Genomic DNA, 13,209 nt, shown 5'->3' on the forward strand with positions numbered 1-13,209 from the left:
GGCATGGCTGATGTACTGCCCGTCGTATTACGTACTGGTGCCGCCGCGCTCGGTTCCGCCGTTGCCGGGATCGGCTACGCCGCGGTTGTCGAGCGCAACGCGTTCGTGCTGCGCGAGGTGACGATGCCCGTCCTGAGCCCGGGTTCTACGCCGCTGCGGGTGCTGCACATCAGTGACTTGCATATGACGCCGAACCAGCGGCGTAAGCAGGCTTGGCTGCGCGAGCTGGCCAGCTGGGAGCCCGACCTGGTGGTCAACACCGGCGATAACCTGGCGCATCCCAAGGCGGTTCCCGCGGTGGTGCAGTCCCTGGGCGACCTGCTGTCGCGGCCGGGTGTCTTTGTGTTCGGCAGCAACGACTATTTCGGCCCGCGGCTGAAGAACCCGATGAACTACCTGACCAACCCCGGCCACCGCATCAAGGGTGAGCCGCTGCCCTGGCAGGACCTGCGGGCGGCGTTCACCGAGCGCGGTTGGTTGGACATGACCCACACCCGGCGTGAGTTCGAGGTGGCCGGCCTGCATGTCGCTGCCGCCGGCGTGGACGACCCACACATCGACCGCGACCGTTACGACACGATCGCCGGTCCGGCCAGTCCTGCGGCCAACTTGCGACTGGGGTTGGTGCATTCGCCGGAGCCGCGCGTGCTGGACCGCTACGCGGCCGACGGCTACCAATTGATCATGGCCGGCCACACCCACGGCGGGCAGCTTTGCCTGCCCTTCTACGGCGCGATCGTGACGAACTGCGGCCTGGACCGCTCCCGCGCCAAGGGTGCTTCCCAGTGGGGCGCCAACACGCGGTTGCACGTCTCTGCCGGCATCGGCACCTCGCCGTTCGCACCGGTCCGGTTCTGCTGCCGGCCCGAGGCCACCTTGTTGACGCTGATCGCCACCCCGATGGGCGGCCGCGATTCAAGCAGCAACCTCGGCCGTTCCCAGCCGACCGTGTCGGTGCGTTGACGCGGACTCGCGTCGCGGTTCGCAATCATTCCCGCGGCTGGGCCGACAACGCGATCCGGCTGATCGAGGCCGACGCCCGGCGCAGTGCCGACACCCACTTGCTGCGTTACCCACTGCCCTCCGCGTGGGGTAAGGACGCCGGTGTTTCGCTGTACCTGAAGGACGAAACCACCCATATCACCGGCAGCCTCAAGCATCGATTGGCTCGGTCATTGTTCCTTTACGCACTGTGCAACGGATGGATCGACGCGGGCACCACGGTGGTCGAGGCGTCCTCGGGTTCGACGGCGGTGTCGGAGGCTTACTTCGCGGCGCTGCTGGGGCTGCCCTTCGTCGCGGTCATGCCGGCGGCGACCAGCGTGGCCAAGGTCGCGCTGATCGAATCACAAGGTGGTCGTTGCCATTTCGTCGAAAAGTCAAGTGAGGTCTACGCCGAGGCGGCACGCGTCGCCGCGGAAACCGGTGGGCACTACCTGGATCAGTTCACCAATGCCGAGCGCGCCACCGATTGGCGCGGCAACAACAACATCGCGGAGTCGATCTTCCGGCAGATGTGCGCCGAGACGCATCCCATCCCCGCCTGGATCGTGGTAGGCGCCGGCACCGGGGGAACCAGCGCGACCATCGGCCGCTACATCCGCTATCAACAGCACGCGACGCGGTTGTGCGTGGTGGACCCGGAGAACTCCGCGTTCTTTCCGGCATATGCCGAAGGCCGCGACGACCTCACGACGGGTGCGTCGTCGCGGATCGAGGGCATCGGCCGACCCCGGGTCGAGCCGTCGTTTTTGCCGTCGGTGGTCGACCGGATGGTCTCGGTGCCCGATGCTGCCTCGATAGCCGCCGCGCGCCACGTCAGCGTCGTCCTGGGCCGGCGGGTGGGGCCTTCGACGGGTACCAACCTGTGGGGCGCATTCGGTCTGCTCGCGGAGATGGTCGCCGAAGGGCAGGGCGGTTCGGTGGTCACCCTGCTGGCCGACAGCGGCGACCGCTATGCCGACACGTACTTCGACGACGATTGGGTCGCCGCGCAGGGTCTCAACCCCAGCGAAGCCACTCGCGCTTTGGTCGAATTCGAGCAGTCCTGCCGGTGGAACTGATTCCTCTACCTGCCGTTTGGGAAGTGGCTGGCTCGGTGCGATACGCTGTCGTGGCTTCAAGCGGGGTGTGGCGCAGCTTGGTAGCGCGCTTCGTTCGGGACGAAGAGGCCGTGGGTTCGAATCCCGCCACCCCGACTCAGGACTGCTCTTCGTCTTCCATGATTTGCAGATGACTGTCGTGTGCGGCCTGCCAGTGCTGGTCGGCTTTGTGCTGCAACGCCTGAGGCGATCCGTCAGCCCCTTCAAGAGCCCCTTCAATGGCGGCACGTTGATAGATGTTCGCTATTAGCTCGTGGATTCGAGCCAACTCCTTGTGACGAGCAATTACAGCCTGATGAGCTTGGTCAGCCCGATTGGCCGCATCCGCAGCGCGCTGCCGGGCGAGTTCTACCGACTCCGGCGACGGCACCGTTCCCGCGGCCAATTCGGCTCTGCGCCGGCGAAGCTCGTTGACCCGCTCTCCGATCTGCGCGGCACGTTGCAGCGGACTTCCATACGACTGGCCTCTAGAATTATCGGCCATATCATCGGCCGTCATGGCCAATAACGGCTCATATTTGCTGTGCCTTTTCTATCGGTTTCAACTACTTGCAGGCCGCACACAGAACTGCGAGTATCCGGTTGCCGCATCGAAATCCCGGAGGATTTCGCGGCAACCGGATACTCAGGGCCTAGCGGTGCTAGAACCAGACTCTTCGACCGCCTACTGGGCGGCCAACCGCACCCAAGATCCACAACACCACGCCGACCAGCACGAGGATGCCGCCGATTGTGTAGAGGATCGAAAGACCGGTGAAATAACCGATCAGCAGGAGAACAATCCCGAGGATGATCATGTCGCGCCCCTTCTGTTGAACGCTGTCTAATTAACCGACAATTGTGGGTACCCCGGTATATGTGCGTCCAATCACGATGGATCACAAGAGAATCCCTGGTTTGGTCGCGGCCGATACCGCACCTTGGTGCCGCCACGCGGCGCCAGCATGATGGAGCGGCGCACGATCCGCTCGGGACTGGGGTCGACGGCATCGAATTCGCCTTCACGCAGCAGCACGTGCAGCACGGTGACGAGTTCGCGCATTGAAAACGCCGCGCCCAGGCAGCGTTTGACGCCGCCCCCGAACGGGACCCAGGCATAGGTTTGCGGGTGGCTATCCAGGAAACGTTCGGGGCGGAACTCCTGCGGCCGCTCATAGGTTTGCGGGTTGCGGTTGATGGCGACGATGTGAACGACAATCCGCGTGCCGGCCGGAACCAAATAGCCGCCGATAGCAAACGGTTTGGCCGCCACCCGAGCCGTCAGTGGGGCGGGTGGACGTACCCGCAGGGTCTCGTGGATCACCGCGCTGGTAAACGTCTCAGCACCGCTGATCGCCTCCTCGCGCACCCGCCGCAACGCATCGGGGTGATGCAGTAGCAAGTCGAAAGCCCAAGCAAGTGTGGTGGCCGTCGTCTCGTGGCCAGCCAACATCAAGGTGATCAAATCGTCACGAATCTCGTTGTCCGACAGTCGCTCTCCATCCTCTCCGCGTGCGCACATCAGTACCGCCAGGATGTCGCGGCGTTCTTTCAGGGCTGGGTCGCTGCGCCGGGCGGCGATGAGCGGCATGATGACGTCGTCTATCTCCCGGTTGGCTCGCGCACGTGACGGCCACACCCGCAACGCTCCGAGGCCGCGCAGCGCATACCGCACGGTCAATTGTTCGGAGACACCGAGTTTCAGGAGCCGCTCGAACGGTTGGCCCAGCCGTCGGACCTCGTCGGGATCCTCGACGCCGAAGATGACCTTGACGATGACGTCCAGCATCAACGCCCTTGCGGCGTACAACATTTCGAATGGTGTGTCGACGGGCCAGCCGCGCATAGCCGACCGAGCGGCGGCTTCGATGATCGGCACGTAACCGGTCAACGCGCCGCCGTGCAACGGCGGCGTGAGGAGTTTGCGCCGGCGCAGGTGTTCGGGTTCCTCCTGGACGAACATCGATCCAGATCCGTAGATCGCCGCCGCGGGGCCCACGCCTTCGCCGCCGAGCAACACGTCGGTGGGTGCGGTGAAAACCTGCTTGGCCAGCGCCGGGTCCGACACGATCGCGACGTCACCCAGGCTGAGGATGGGCATGGTCATGATCGGCCCGTAGCGACGGATCAGCCGCAGCATCCGCCGCTCGCCGCCTATCAGGTAGGCCAGTGCGTACGTTGCGGCGAAGACACCGCGAAAACCGTGTGGGGCAGGCAATCCGGGCGCGGGGGTCACGCGCAGCGATTGTCCTCCACCCCGGGGCGGGACAGAAGTATCAAGCGCAGTCGGCGCAAATGTGTCGTCCGCCGGAGGAGACGCGCAGCCGGTTGCGGTGTTGCACCAGGAAGCAGCACGAGCAGGTGAATTCGTCGGAGCGCTGCGGGATTACCACCACCGACAGCTCTTCGCCGGATAAATCGGCTCCGGGCAGCTCGAACAAGGACGATTCGTTGGGATCGTCATCGACCACAGCGGTAGTCAGCTTCGGCAGCGGTCCCAATTCACGAAGAGTGGACTGATCCGCTGCGTCGGCGTCGGTCACGCGGCGTGTGTCGTAATCGCTGGCGGTCTTCATGACGGTTCCTTCCCGCTGAGTGACCGGGCTTTGCACCTCACCAGTGGTCGCCCGTTGGCTCAGGCTGTACCCCGTTCGAATACGGTCCACACCCGTCTATGGGAAGAAATTGCGCGTGTGCTAAGCAGCGCTGTAAACGTGGTTCAGCGCGCTGTGGTCTGCGCTGCCGGCCAACCGCCCGAATAGGGAGCGGCTTGCGCGACAAACGCACGCTCGTGGCGCATGCGAGCGCGCTGACTGTGCGAGACCCACGCCAGGCCGAACCAGGGCGACATGATGGCCAGCACCAGCGACACGCCGGCAAGCAGTTCGTGTCCGGTGGCCAGCGCGATCAGTCCGATTATCAATCCGACCGTCCAGGTAGCGGCGGCCACCGAGCCGGGCACGCTGAAAGCCCGCTCGTCGGAGTCGCTGGCCACGGCCGATCCTTGTGCGAATGTGTCGGCACCGCTGTAGACCATGCTCACTCCCGAGATAGCAGAAAACCAATAGCGGTCACTATATCCTAGGGATACTGTTGCTGCACTACTCAATTTGTTGATCTGCCGCAGAGCGGGTATTAGAAGCGCGTGAGTGACACCGCGTTGCTGGTCATCGACATGTTCAACGACTACGACCACCCCGACGGCGAACAACTGGCGGACAACGTCGCGGCCATCGTCGACCCGTTGGTCAGCCTCATCGGCGATGCCGACGCCCGCGACGACGTCGACCTCATCTATGTCAACGACAATCACGGCGACTTCACCGCTGATCACCACGCCATCATTTCGAGCGCGCTCGAGGGCAAGCGGCCCGAGTTGATCAAGCCGCTGGTCCCGCGGGAAGGCACCCGGGTCATCACGAAGGTTCGGCACAGCGTCTTCTACGCCACCGCCTTGGACTACCTCCTGGATCGCCTCGAGACGAAGCGCATCGTGCTGGCCGGTCAGGTCACCGAGCAGTGCATCCTCTACAGCGCGCTGGACGGCTACCTGCGGCACTACGACGTGGTCGTTCCGCCCGATGCGGTCGCTCATATCGACGAGGAACTCGGTGCAGCCGCGCTGCAGATGATGGAACGCAACATGGGTGCAGAACTGCTACCCGCCGCACGCTGCCTGCCATAACGGCATCGAAAGGAAACGACACCATGACCCGACGCAAGGGCGAGTCCGACGTGGCTGAGGACGAGCATGTTGCCGACTCCCGCGAAGGCCGAGAAGACGAGGGCGACTACGTCGGCCGCACTGCAGCCGACGATGACTTCGACGCGGGTGAGACCGGCGCGGAGGCGCGAAGTCAGGACGGCTGAACTGAACTAGCTCCTGAACTAGCGATGCAGGTCGACCGCCAGCGGCCGGTGGTCCGAAATGGGCATCACCTCGGCCAGGGTTTCGGCCGCACGCAGTTGTCGATCGTCGGTCACGATGTGGTCGAGTTGGCGGTGCGGCTCGGGCGCAGGGAACGTCGGCGCTGTGGCCAACGGTCGCATGCCGGTCCAGCGGTGCACGTGTGCGGGTGAAAGATTGAGGTCGCCGAGCAGCAACCGCGGCCCCGGCAGACCGCGTAAGTCGCGGACCAACCGGCGCAGCTGGCGCACATTCCAACCGGGCACGAAGGACAAGTGCGTATTGGCCACCGTCATCAGACCCAATGGGGTCTGCACGCGCGCGATCACCGCCGTCCGCGGCTCTTCGTTGACGACCACTACTTTGTTGGGTCCCCCCAAATACATCGGGAATCGCACCGGGATGCGCGGCAATCGCACCACCTGCCAACTGGTCACCGGATATCGGGACAGCAGCGCGATCCCGTAAGCGGCAGTTCCGGGCTGTTCCCGGCCGGTGGCCGCAATCCAGGTCGCCCCAGGAGTGCCCGAGATCGCCGCGACGAACCGGTGCTCCACCGCGCCCATTGCTGCTGCCGCCGCTGCGGTCAGATCGGCTCTACCGGACCGCGGCTGGTCGAAGTCCACCTCCTGCAGCGCAAGGATGTCCGGGTCCAACCGGCGTACGCAGTCCTGCAGGCGCTGTGGATCCACCCCGTCCCCGACGGTGCGTCCGTGCAGGATGTTGAAGGTTGCCACCCGCATGGCTAGCCCGTGGCTCCCGGCACTTCTTCCTGCGCCGCGACCGATCGTCCGTCGCCGGTATCGAATACGTCGATAAGCACGTCGTCGTCGCGGTAGCGGCCCACCGGCGTCAAGCCGGGCGTTTCGGCGATGACGGCGTGCGCGGCGTCGCCGGTCAGTGGATAGTCGGCCACGGGGTGCCGCCAGTGCGCGGCGACTACGGTGGCACCGCTGGGCAGTCGGGCCGACTCCCGGCGCAGCACCTGGCTCAATGCGTCGGCGCGCAGGTAGTACGCCACCTCGCTGAGCACCACCAGGTCAAACGGTCCGTCGGGCCATGGCTCGTCCAGCGAGGCTCGGCACAACGTCACGTGGTCGCGGCACCCGTGGGCGCATAGCCGGGCGTCGGCCGCGCGGAGGGCCGCCGGCGCGACATCCACGGCGGTGATGTGGTCGCAACGGGAGGCCAGCAGCGTGGTCAACGTCCCGATGGCGCAGCCGGGCTCGAACGCGTGCCGATACCGGTGGCGCGGTAGCAGCGCCATCGTGATCGCATACTTGCGTTGCTCGTACCAGCGGGTCGAAAGGTGCCAGGGGTCGTCGGCATCGGCATACATCCGATCGAAATAGGCATCCGGCAGTCGGGCCGTCATCGAAAAACCATCTCTCCCAACGCCATTAAGCGGTGCAGCACGAACGGCGGCAGTACCGCGGTGGGGCCGTACGGCTCGAACTGGCTGCGAAAGCAATGCGCGGCACGACTTTTGCACGCGACGGACCAGTCGGCCAGGGGCACTGTGCAGGCCCGTTCCCAGGGCACATCAGGATCGCCGGGAATGGCCCAGTGCCACATCCAGATTGGATATTCCAGCAGCGTGACGCCGGTACGGGCACACGCCGCGGCCGCCGCGCGTCCGACGGCTTCATGGTCGGGGTGTCCGTCGCCCCGCCAGGTGGCCGCGCACCAGGTGCCGGGTGCGCTCCCGTCCAGAATCTCCACGAGCAGCTCGACCAGGCGGTCTTCATGCTCACTCAACTGCCCGTCGGGCAAACCGAGCGAGAACGGCCTGTCTACCCCCAATACGCTTGTCGCATCAAACAATTCGCCACGACGGACAGCCTGAAGCCGGATCCGTTCGGCCGTCGAGGCGTCCGGGTGGGCGGCGCCGCCGTCGCTGACCGACACCACCCGCACGGCAACGCCCGAAGCGGCCAGTTGAGCCGATGTTGCACCCAGCCCAAGGGTCTCGTCGTCAGGATGCGCGCCGACCACGACCAATCGCGCACATTCGCTCATATCTATGACGGGAGGGCGATCTGCGACCAGCCACTCTTGTATCGAAGTACCCCCCTCGGTCAGCGGCATAGCCGCGAACCGAGGTCCGTTGGTTGGCGGAACGGTCCTCAAAGGTCGGGCCGCCGGCCGGCGAGTTGTCCGAGTTCGGCTAGGTCACGCTCGGCGTGGCTCTGTCGGATGTAGATGCTCAGGTCGGCGACCCGCTGGGCATGCTTGCCGTCCTGGCATAACGGTCCGGGGCCCAGGGCCCGTCCGGTGCGGGTGATGGCCTCGTCGACCGCGTGCTCCACCACTGCCCGCACTCGGCGAGCCAGCAATTGGGCGGTGTGTGACCGGTCGAAGGGGTCCGCGTCGATCTGGGCGGCCGCCTTCGCAAGCATCGCGTCGCCGGCGGCCAGGGCGGCATCCACCGCACCCAGGTGGGCCAGCGCGTAGGCGTCCGCGGACTCGCTGCGCGCGCAGCGGTACAGCGGGTCGGCGACGCGGCGTGCGCCGCCGAACCAGCACGCTGCGACGCCGATCGCGCCGTGCCAGAACCCGGGGCGGGACAGGTAATCACCGGGTTCGCCGATCAGGATCGCCCGCACGTTGCTGAACTGGACCGACCGGGTATCGCTGCCGGCCATCCCCGGGTTCCACCAGGTACTCGGCAGCGGTTTCACCCCGGGATCGGTGAGGGTTACCGCGAACAACCCTCGCTCGCCTTCTTCCAAATGGGCGGTGACCAGTGCGTTCGAGCAGAAGCCGGCACCCGAACACCACAGCTTGGTGCCGTTGAGCAAGAACTCGTCACCGGAGATGTTCACCGCGATCAATTTGCTGTCTGAAGCATCGGCCGCCCAGACCCCCCACAACTGACTGGGCTCCGGAGGCTTGCCGCCCAATTCGCCCAGGATTGCCACCGCGTCGACGTGCGCTTCGGCGATGCGTGCGGCGGCGATATCTTCCTCGGCCAGTCGGGCCAAGCGCTGCCAGCGTTCGGCTGTACGCCCTGACGCCGGCATCGGCAATTCCAGTCGTCCCGTTTCCAGCCAGTGCTGGACCAATCCTGCGGTCATGCGACTTCCCCCGTCGCCGATTCGGCGAGTTTGCTCAGGTGATCTGCGAATCCGTGTGGCGCCCGAGCCTGGATCCTCGCCGAGGTGGCGACTGATTGTGCGGTTTCCCGGTGGATTCGGTAACCGGCGTGTTCGAAGCGTTTGACCAGGTCCACGTCTTCGCCGGACGGCAGTGCGCGAAAGCCGCCCACCCGCCAGTACGCCCGCGAACTGAACCCCATATTGGCGCCGTGCACGTGATCATGGTCACCGTTGATTCGCGCGTGGTACTGCGCCAGATAGCGATGGACTATCTCTGCTCGGGTCGAACCCCAGTCGGCGACGCGCACCAAGCCCAGGAACATGTCCGCGCGGGACTTCAACTGAAGCACCAGCCAGTCGGGGTCCACCGCGCTATCGGCGTCGGTGGTGGCGTACCAGCAGTTCGCGCCATCTCCGTGCAACGCTCGTGCGTAATCGAAACCGGCCGCGCGCGCCGCTCCCACGTTGCGCGACTCGACGCGCACGAAGTGGACGTCGGGTCCGAATTCGCCGGCCAAGGCCGCGCTGGCATCGTTGCTGGCGTCGAGCACCACCACGACCGTGACCGGCACCGGCACGCACAGTCCCGCAGTGACCATCGCACGCAGGCAGAGAGGAAGATTCGCTTGTTCGTTGTGGGCAGGGATGACCACGGCGACCTGGCCGTAACGGCACGACTCCGCGGTTGACATAGTTTGCTAAATTCCCGTTTGACCACCGATTAAACGGTTGCCGATCCCACTCGGTTGCGGATGGTGAACCCGGGTATCCCGTAGCGACTATGAGTCAAAGTCGGACCCCAGGTCCAAGTTGTGAGGAGTTGCGCCAGGCTCTGCGTTGCGCGGCCTCCGCGCTCAAAGAGCACGGGCCACCGTTCGCGCTCGCCGGCAGCTACGCGCTGTGGGCCTACGGTGCGCCCGAACCAACCCACGATGTCGACTTTGTGGTAGCCGAGTCCGATGTGTCGACTGCCGCCACCACGCTTGGCAAAGCCGGCTTTCACATCGAACGGCCTCCAGAGGACTGGCTGTTCAAGGCCCACATCGGCGAGGCCGTCGTTGACGTACTGCACCGGATCAACGGGGAGATCGTGGAGCCGGCAGCGCTGGAATGCGCCGAACAGCGTGTGGTGCAGGCAATTACGATGCCAGTGCTGCCGCCGACGACGGTCTTCATCCAGCGGTTACGGGCCTTGACCGAGCACTATTGCGATTTCGCGAGGCTCATTCCTGCCGCACGGGCGATTCGCGAACGGCTGGACTGGGACACCATCGCCGTCGCCACCGCCGATAACGACTTCGCCGTTGCGTTCCTGGTGCTGGCCGAAAGACTGGGCCTGCGCGAGTAGAAGCGGTCGCCACCGGGTACAGCAGTGCACCATGGACTCTCATCCAGACCGCGATAAAGATCTCGCAGACGTAGTAGACAATTTGCAGGAGGCTGTCACCGAGGAACGTCGCGACGACGATGTGCCGGGCAATGCCGACGAGCGGGAGCAAGCACCCGTGGAGGGCTCAACCCACGAGCCACCCGATTAGTGCCCGATTAGTGATTGCGTAGTTTGGCGACCAGTTTGTCCTTGGTCAGGCTCGAGTATCCGGACATGCCAAGCTCTTTCGCGCGCTTCTTCAATTCCGGAACCGTCCAGTCGTCGTAGGACCCAGCCTTGCCGCCCTTGCGTCCTACCTTGGACTTACCCTGTCCAGCAGCGGCATTGGAAATCCTTGCGGCCTTCTCCTTGGAGTCACCCTTCTTACGCAGATCTTTGTAGAGCTTTTCGTTCTTGATCGACGAATTGGGCACGGCACCCACCTCCTATGCGTTGCCTGCGGGTTGCCTCAAGGGTGCCCAGATCGATGCAGGTCAAACCCGAGTGTTTGGCGCCGCACTAACCGGGAACCCAGCCATCGCGATGCGTTGCGGCCATGCAGCTGGCGGCGTGCGCGTAGTTGACAAGAGATGGGAAAAGGTATGGGCGACAGCAACAGTGGTCCCGCAGAAGGCGTCAAGGGCGTCACTGAGGGCATCAAAGGCAAGGCCAAGGAAGCCGTCGGCGCCGTGACCGGCAGCGACGACCTCAAGAACGAGGGTCAGGCACAGCAGGACAAGGCGGACGCCGAGCGTGACGTCGCCAAGAAAGAGGCGGAAGCCGAATCCGCGCGAGGCGGCGCTGAAGCGGCCGAAGAACGTCAGAAGGAACACCAGTAACGAGTGCCTCCTGCACTGCGGCCCCAGCCACTCTCGGCTGGGGCCGCAGTTCTTTCTAGGGGATTGCCTAGGCTGCAAAAGGGTATTGGAACAGTGATGCAGGCAGGTAACGGTCAGGGACAGCTTCGCGGTGTCGTGGCGATCGGCGCCTCCGCGGGAGGCGTCGAGGCGTTGTCCCAAGTCGCCGCGGGGCTATCCGCGGATTCGTCCTACGCCTACGTCGTGGTGCTGCACATGCCCGAGGGTGCACCAAGTGTGTTGGCGCGCATTGTCGACCGACACGGACCCCTACCGGCCGTCACCGCCGAGCACGGGGCAGAACTCAAGCCGGGTCACGTATATGTAGGCAAACCGAACTACCACCTGTTGGTCGCCGAAGACCACGTGGTGCTTTCCCAGGGGCCTACCGAGAATGGACACCGCCCTGCGATCAACGCGTTATTTCGTTCGGTGGCATTAGCTTTCGGGCCTAGGGCCATCGGGGTGCTGCTCTCCGGGGTGCTCGACGACGGCGTACTCGGGCTAGGGGCAATCCGCAGCCGCGGCGGCATCACCATCGGGACAGACGCCTGATGACGCCTTGTTTCCGGCGATGCCTACCAATGCATTCAATGCCGGTGTGCTGGATCACCAGGTTGCTGCGGCGGACCTGGGCAGGATGCTCGACAAGCTCTCCCAACGCCCGATCGAGGAGATGGAGATGGAACGTGACACAGGGATGGAGCTCGAGAACCGGATCGCCATGACCCCGCGCTTCGCCACCGATTTCGATACCCAACAATTGGGTCCAGCTTCCGGCTTCACCTGTCCGGACTGCAACGGTTCGCTGGCCACGGTAGGGGATGACAATTTTCGCTGCCGGGTAGGTCACGCTTGGACGCCGGATTCGCTGCTGACCGCCCGCGATAGCGAAGTCGAGGGCGCCTTGTGGGTCGCGCTGCGCAGCCTGCAGGAGAAGGCCAAGCTGGCTAGACAAATGGCAAACAGAACCAACCACGGCCCGCTGTCTCATCGCTACAACGCTCTAGCAGACGAAGCCGAACAGGCTTTGAGCGTGCTCAGCGAACGACTGACTGCAGTCGCCCCCCACGCCGAGGAACAACCGTGATCGAAGCTGTCCATCCGGTACGGGTTGACGTCGAGAGTCGATGCGGAGCCTCGATCCTGGTCGCCGACGGAGAGTTAAACAGCTTCACCTATCGACGATTTCGCGACGCGATGATCAAGGCCGCGCTAGACCAACCGCGCGTGATGGTTGTCGACGTCAACCGGCTGACCGTCCCATCGGCATCCGCCTGGAGCGTTTTCACCAGTGCGCGCTGGCATGTGAGTACCTGGCCGGATGTGCCAATCCTGTTGGTGTCTAATGATTCGCAACAACGCAATACGATCCGCGCGAGCGGGGTGACCCGGTATGTGCCGGTGCATTCGACCTGCGATGCGGCCTTGGTCGCCGCCGCCGAAGCCCCCACGCCCTGTCGTCGCCGAGCACGCGCCGAGCTCCCTCGTTCACAGGCCAGCGTTCGTCTCGCCCGCGGCATGGTCGGAGAATGGCTCACAGCTTGGTCGAGACAGCAGATGGCCCCGACCGTGAGCACGGTGGCGACGATCTTCATCGAAAACGTGTTGGACCACACCGAGAGTGCGCCGGCGTTGATCGTGGAGGCTTACGAAGACACCATCACCGTCGCGGTCGAGGACGCCAGCGGCCAGCCCGCGAGCCGCCTCGAGGCCGCCGAATGCGGCACCGAGATCTTGTCCGGGCTCTCGATGGTTTCGGTCTTGTCTCGCGCTTGGGGAAGCACGCCGACGTCTTCGGGCAAGACGGTGTGGGCGGTCATTGGGCTTGAAGATAGGCTTTAGCACTCCCGGGTAATGTTCCAAGTGTCCGGCAACGCTAGTCGAACGGCACCCC

At 64.7% G+C, this 13,209-nt stretch carries 19 protein-coding genes, 1 tRNA gene and 1 pseudogene; 10 read left to right on the forward strand and 11 right to left on the reverse strand.

Annotated elements, in window-relative coordinates:
• The first annotated feature begins 3 nt into the window (after nt 1-3).
• The 3 genes from A5634_RS01820 (at nt 4) to A5634_RS01830 (ending at nt 2,198) form a co-directional block, all read left to right on the forward strand.
• Nucleotides 4-963: a metallophosphoesterase gene (locus A5634_RS01820; protein ID WP_065142372.1), complete on the forward strand. Its 960-nt coding sequence runs from the start codon at nt 4-6 to the stop codon at nt 961-963.
• Entirely contained in the window at nt 960-2,063 is a 1,104-nt protein-coding gene (locus tag A5634_RS01825; RefSeq protein WP_065142373.1) for a PLP-dependent cysteine synthase family protein, read from the forward strand. Before A5634_RS01820 ends, A5634_RS01825 begins: the two co-directional genes overlap by 4 nt.
• A gap of 61 nt (nt 2,064-2,124) precedes the next feature.
• Nucleotides 2,125-2,198, forward strand: a tRNA-Pro gene (locus A5634_RS01830).
• 1 nt (nt 2,199) lies between these two features.
• Here the strand turns inward: A5634_RS01830 and A5634_RS01835 are convergent.
• The 5 genes from A5634_RS01835 to A5634_RS28855 all read right to left on the reverse strand — a co-directional run bounded on the left by A5634_RS01835 (nt 2,200) and on the right by A5634_RS28855 (nt 5,118).
• Nucleotides 2,200-2,601: a hypothetical protein gene (locus A5634_RS01835; RefSeq protein ID WP_081290130.1), complete on the reverse strand. Its 402-nt coding sequence runs from the start codon at nt 2,599-2,601 to the stop codon at nt 2,200-2,202.
• A 142-nt stretch (nt 2,602-2,743) separates the two neighbouring features.
• A complete protein-coding gene (locus A5634_RS27930; protein ID WP_155769304.1) occupies nt 2,744-2,899 on the reverse strand; it encodes a hypothetical protein in 156 nt (51 codons plus the stop codon).
• Nucleotides 2,900-2,970: 71 nt separating this feature from the next.
• Nucleotides 2,971-4,323: a cytochrome P450 gene (locus tag A5634_RS01840; protein ID WP_155769305.1), complete on the reverse strand. Its 1,353-nt coding sequence runs from the start codon at nt 4,321-4,323 to the stop codon at nt 2,971-2,973.
• Nucleotides 4,324-4,357: 34 nt separating this feature from the next.
• The gene (locus tag A5634_RS01845; protein WP_065142374.1) at nt 4,358-4,657 is read right to left on the reverse strand and encodes a DUF4193 domain-containing protein; all 300 of its coding nucleotides are present in this window, start codon (nt 4,655-4,657) and stop codon (nt 4,358-4,360) included.
• A 143-nt stretch (nt 4,658-4,800) separates the two neighbouring features.
• A complete protein-coding gene (locus tag A5634_RS28855; protein WP_065142375.1) occupies nt 4,801-5,118 on the reverse strand; it encodes a hypothetical protein in 318 nt (105 codons plus the stop codon).
• 108 nt (nt 5,119-5,226) lie between these two features.
• Here A5634_RS28855 and A5634_RS01855 point away from each other — a divergent pair, with 108 nt between their 5' ends.
• Both A5634_RS01855 and A5634_RS28510 read left to right on the forward strand, forming a co-directional pair.
• Nucleotides 5,227-5,766, forward strand: a complete 540-nt coding sequence (locus A5634_RS01855) for a cysteine hydrolase family protein (protein ID WP_065142376.1) — start codon at nt 5,227-5,229, stop codon at nt 5,764-5,766.
• A 23-nt stretch (nt 5,767-5,789) separates the two neighbouring features.
• Nucleotides 5,790-5,951, forward strand: coding sequence for a hypothetical protein (locus A5634_RS28510; protein WP_172831588.1), 162 nt, complete (start codon nt 5,790-5,792; stop codon nt 5,949-5,951).
• An 18-nt stretch (nt 5,952-5,969) separates the two neighbouring features.
• On the opposite strand, the gene A5634_RS01860 is transcribed toward A5634_RS28510, so the two are convergent.
• Genes A5634_RS01860 through A5634_RS01880 form a run of 5 tightly spaced genes read right to left on the reverse strand, consistent with a single transcriptional unit; the run spans nt 5,970 to nt 9,778 of the window.
• The gene (locus A5634_RS01860; RefSeq protein ID WP_065142377.1) at nt 5,970-6,731 is read right to left on the reverse strand and encodes an endonuclease/exonuclease/phosphatase family protein; all 762 of its coding nucleotides are present in this window, start codon (nt 6,729-6,731) and stop codon (nt 5,970-5,972) included.
• A gap of 2 nt (nt 6,732-6,733) precedes the next feature.
• Nucleotides 6,734-7,363 (reverse strand): SAM-dependent methyltransferase, encoded by a 630-nt coding sequence (locus A5634_RS01865; RefSeq protein WP_065142378.1) that lies wholly within the window; start codon nt 7,361-7,363, stop codon nt 6,734-6,736.
• The gene (locus A5634_RS01870; RefSeq protein ID WP_065142379.1) at nt 7,360-8,118 is read right to left on the reverse strand and encodes a PIG-L deacetylase family protein; all 759 of its coding nucleotides are present in this window, start codon (nt 8,116-8,118) and stop codon (nt 7,360-7,362) included. Before A5634_RS01870 ends, A5634_RS01865 begins: the two co-directional genes overlap by 4 nt.
• Entirely contained in the window at nt 8,115-9,065 is a 951-nt protein-coding gene (locus A5634_RS01875) for an acyl-CoA dehydrogenase family protein (RefSeq protein ID WP_065142380.1), read from the reverse strand. Before A5634_RS01875 ends, A5634_RS01870 begins: the two co-directional genes overlap by 4 nt.
• Nucleotides 9,062-9,778 (reverse strand): glycosyltransferase, encoded by a 717-nt coding sequence (locus A5634_RS01880; protein ID WP_065142381.1) that lies wholly within the window; start codon nt 9,776-9,778, stop codon nt 9,062-9,064. The genes A5634_RS01875 and A5634_RS01880 overlap by 4 nt, the downstream gene beginning before the upstream one ends.
• 89 nt (nt 9,779-9,867) lie before the next feature.
• On the opposite strand from A5634_RS01880, the gene A5634_RS01885 reads away from it, so the two are divergent.
• Both A5634_RS01885 and A5634_RS28515 read left to right on the forward strand, forming a co-directional pair.
• Nucleotides 9,868-10,434 carry a nucleotidyltransferase family protein gene (locus A5634_RS01885; RefSeq protein WP_065142382.1) on the forward strand — a complete coding sequence of 189 codons (567 nt, stop codon included), beginning with the start codon at nt 9,868-9,870 and terminating at the stop codon, nt 10,432-10,434.
• Between the two features lie 31 nt (nt 10,435-10,465).
• The gene (locus A5634_RS28515; RefSeq protein ID WP_172831589.1) at nt 10,466-10,624 is read left to right on the forward strand and encodes a hypothetical protein; all 159 of its coding nucleotides are present in this window, start codon (nt 10,466-10,468) and stop codon (nt 10,622-10,624) included.
• Between the two features lie 7 nt (nt 10,625-10,631).
• Here the strand turns inward: A5634_RS28515 and A5634_RS01890 are convergent, their stop codons facing one another.
• Nucleotides 10,632-10,889: a DUF7218 family protein gene (locus A5634_RS01890; protein ID WP_065142412.1), complete on the reverse strand. Its 258-nt coding sequence runs from the start codon at nt 10,887-10,889 to the stop codon at nt 10,632-10,634.
• Nucleotides 10,890-11,057: 168 nt separating this feature from the next.
• On the opposite strand from A5634_RS01890, the gene mbp1 reads away from it, so the two are divergent.
• From mbp1 to A5634_RS01905, 3 genes and pseudogenes are all read left to right on the forward strand, one after another.
• Nucleotides 11,058-11,294: a microaggregate-binding protein 1 gene (mbp1, locus tag A5634_RS01895; RefSeq protein ID WP_065142383.1), complete on the forward strand. Its 237-nt coding sequence runs from the start codon at nt 11,058-11,060 to the stop codon at nt 11,292-11,294.
• 96 nt (nt 11,295-11,390) lie between these two features.
• Nucleotides 11,391-12,402 (forward strand): annotated as a pseudogene (locus A5634_RS01900) (chemotaxis protein CheB).
• Nucleotides 12,399-13,157: an STAS domain-containing protein gene (locus A5634_RS01905; RefSeq protein ID WP_065142384.1), complete on the forward strand. Its 759-nt coding sequence runs from the start codon at nt 12,399-12,401 to the stop codon at nt 13,155-13,157. Before A5634_RS01900 ends, A5634_RS01905 begins: the two are co-directional and overlap by 4 nt.
• Nucleotides 13,158-13,209 lie beyond the last annotated feature (52 nt).

Source organism: Mycobacterium asiaticum, from assembly GCF_001673365.1.
In the GTDB taxonomy this organism is placed as follows: Bacteria; Actinomycetota; Actinomycetes; order Mycobacteriales; family Mycobacteriaceae; genus Mycobacterium; species Mycobacterium asiaticum_A.

Excerpts from the sequence above, each read along its gene's own strand:
- A5634_RS01820 (WP_065142372.1), top strand. The coding sequence starts at position 4 with ATGGCTGATGTACTGCCCGTCGTATTACGTACTGGTGCCGCCGCGCTC.
- A5634_RS01885 (WP_065142382.1), top strand. The coding sequence starts at position 9,868 with ATGAGTCAAAGTCGGACCCCAGGTCCAAGTTGTGAGGAGTTGCGCCAG.
- A5634_RS01845 (WP_065142374.1), bottom strand. The coding sequence starts at position 4,657 with ATGAAGACCGCCAGCGATTACGACACACGCCGCGTGACCGACGCCGAC.
- A5634_RS01865 (WP_065142378.1), bottom strand. The coding sequence starts at position 7,363 with ATGACGGCCCGACTGCCGGATGCCTATTTCGATCGGATGTATGCCGAT.
- A5634_RS01875 (WP_065142380.1), bottom strand. The coding sequence starts at position 9,065 with ATGACCGCAGGATTGGTCCAGCACTGGCTGGAAACGGGACGACTGGAA.
- A5634_RS28855 (WP_065142375.1), bottom strand. The coding sequence starts at position 5,118 with ATGGTCTACAGCGGTGCCGACACATTCGCACAAGGATCGGCCGTGGCC.
- A5634_RS01835 (WP_081290130.1), bottom strand. The coding sequence starts at position 2,601 with ATGACGGCCGATGATATGGCCGATAATTCTAGAGGCCAGTCGTATGGA.
- A5634_RS27930 (WP_155769304.1), bottom strand. The coding sequence starts at position 2,899 with ATGATCATCCTCGGGATTGTTCTCCTGCTGATCGGTTATTTCACCGGT.
- mbp1 (WP_065142383.1), top strand. The coding sequence starts at position 11,058 with ATGGGCGACAGCAACAGTGGTCCCGCAGAAGGCGTCAAGGGCGTCACT.
- A5634_RS28515 (WP_172831589.1), top strand. The coding sequence starts at position 10,466 with ATGGACTCTCATCCAGACCGCGATAAAGATCTCGCAGACGTAGTAGAC.
- A5634_RS28510 (WP_172831588.1), top strand. The coding sequence starts at position 5,790 with ATGACCCGACGCAAGGGCGAGTCCGACGTGGCTGAGGACGAGCATGTT.
- A5634_RS01860 (WP_065142377.1), bottom strand. The coding sequence starts at position 6,731 with ATGCGGGTGGCAACCTTCAACATCCTGCACGGACGCACCGTCGGGGAC.
- A5634_RS01880 (WP_065142381.1), bottom strand. The coding sequence starts at position 9,778 with ATGTCAACCGCGGAGTCGTGCCGTTACGGCCAGGTCGCCGTGGTCATC.